Raw genomic sequence first — 2,185 nt, forward strand, 5'->3', positions numbered from 1 at the left:
CCGGCAATCTTTCAGCATGTGCGCCTGGCGGTTCGGTGGATAGTCAGGGTCCACCGGCACGTAGGCCGCGCCGGCCTTGAGGATACCCAGTATGCCCACTGCCATGTCCAGACCGCGCTCGACGCAGAGGGCCACCCGCTGGTCCGGCCGTACGCCCAGGCCGATCAGGAAGTGTGCCACCTGGTTTGCGCGCACGTTGAGTTCGGCATATGTCAATCGTTGGTGGCCATAAACGACCGCATCCGCGTCAGGCTGCTGCCTGGCCTGGATCTGGAACAGTTCATGGATAAGTGCCTCGTCTGGGAAACTCACCGCCGTTGCATTGAACAGATCCACCACCTGGCTGCGCTGCTGTGCTGTCAGCAATGGCAAGGCGGATATGTGCCGCTGCGAATCCTCGGCCATGCCGTGCAACACGGTCTGCAGATGCTGTGACCAACGTTCAATTGTCGACGCATCGAACAGCTCGGCGTTGTAGTTGAATGTCCCTGACAACCGCTCCCCGCTGTCGGACAGGGCAAGGGAGAGATCGAAATGTGTCGTCGTCCGTTCAATCGCCATCTGGCTCAGCTCGAGGCCGGGCAAGGCAAGCGTGTAGCCCTCCGATACGCTGTCGAGCGTGAGCATCACCTGGAACAAGGGACTGTAGTCCAAGCTGCGCTGCGGATGCAGCGCCTCCACCACTTGTTCAAACGGCAATTCCTGGTGCGCGAACGCCGACACGGCCGTTGCCCGGGTCTGTGCGAGCAGCTCTGCCACGGTCGGGTCGCCGGCGAGGTTGGTGCGCAGGGCGAGTGTATTGACGAAGAACCCGATGATCCCCTCCAGCTCGGGCCGTTGCCGGTTGGCCACAGGCGTGCCTATCACCACGTCCTGCTGGCCGCTGAGCCGCGCCAGTACAACCGCCCAGCCGGCCAGCAATACCATGAAGAGCGTACATCCATGCTGCTGCGACAGCGCCTTCAGCTTCCTGGTCAGGTCTGCGGAGAAGGCCACCTGAAGGTCCTTTCCGGCATTGCACTGCATTTCAGTCCGCTGGATGCGGGTCGGCAGTTCCAGCAGACCCGGAGCACCCTCGAGATGCTCTCGCCAGAATTTCAGCTGTTGTTCCAACTGCGCTCCCTGCAGCCAGCGATGCTGCCATGCGGCATAGTCTGCATATTGAATCGGCAGAGGCGGCAGTGGATCAGGCTGTCCTTGCCGGAATGCGGAGTAGAGCGCCGCAAATTCGCGCACCATGATGCCCAGCGACCAACCATCGGTGATGATGTGATGCTGGGTGATCACCAGGACGTGTTCGGCTTCTGCAAGCCTCAGCAAGCGCCCGCGGATCAAAGGCCCGTGCTCCAGATCGAATCCAGTCTGCGCTTCAATGGCAAGCATCCGCGCCACTTCATGACGGCGCGCTTCCACCTGTAGTTCGCTCAGGTCGCTCTCGACCAGCGTCAGCCCGCAGCCCTCGTCGGAAGCATACTGAAGCGGCCCGGTTTCTCCGGCGGGGAAATAGGTCCGCAATGATTCGTGTCGGTGCACTAGACGATCCAGGGCGGCCGCCAGCGCATTGCGATCAAGTACTCCCCCGAGGTGCAGCGCCACCGGCAGGTTATACGCTGCACCTTGCGCGTCCAGATGATCGAGGAACCACAGCCGGCGCTGTACCAATGACAGCGGAGTGGGCTTGCTACGGTCTGCACGTGGAATCGCACGCTCGTTGTCCACTGCCAGGTGCTGTTGCATCCTGTTGCGCAAGCGTTGCTGCACGATCGCCCGCTTGAGGTCCTCGACAGACGGCTGGCCATTGTTGCTGTTCATCACTGCCCCTCACTCATCAGCAGATTGCTGAGCTGCTCGGCCGAAAGGCCAGCAAGCTCATCGTCGATCAACGCAAGTTCGTTGCCCAGGAAGCGATCAAGCTGCGCGCTCTGCACGTGTTCGGCCAACTGGTGCAACGCCGCGTTCTCAAACAGGTAGTGCAGCGGCACGTCCACCAACATTCGCTGGTTGATACGGCCCTGCAGCTGGATTGCGACCAGCGAGTGCCCCCCAGCTCGAAGAAGTGGTCGTGCCGTCCCACCCGCTCCACGCCCAGCAGCTCGACCCAGATCGCGGCCAGCGCCTGTTCCACTTCCCCTTCCGGCGCCACGTAAGCCCGCCCGGTCAACGCCTCCAGCCCCGGGGCAGGCAA

The 2,185-nt window shown here is 62.2% G+C and carries 2 protein-coding genes; both read right to left on the reverse strand.

Annotation, left to right across the window (positions count from 1 at the left end; genetic code table 11):
* Nucleotides 1-1,812: condensation domain-containing protein (locus tag AC1DQP_RS19640; RefSeq protein WP_478052316.1), on the reverse strand; the 1,812-nt coding region annotated here is incomplete at its 3' end.
* On the reverse strand, nucleotides 1,812-2,102 hold the full coding sequence (locus AC1DQP_RS19645; RefSeq protein WP_478052317.1) for a phosphopantetheine-binding protein: 291 nt from the start codon (nucleotides 2,100-2,102) through the stop codon (nucleotides 1,812-1,814). The genes AC1DQP_RS19640 and AC1DQP_RS19645, both read right to left, overlap by 1 nt.
* Between the last annotated feature and the right edge of the window lie 83 nt (nucleotides 2,103-2,185).

The organism is Stenotrophomonas sp. P5_A8 (assembly GCF_056400545.1).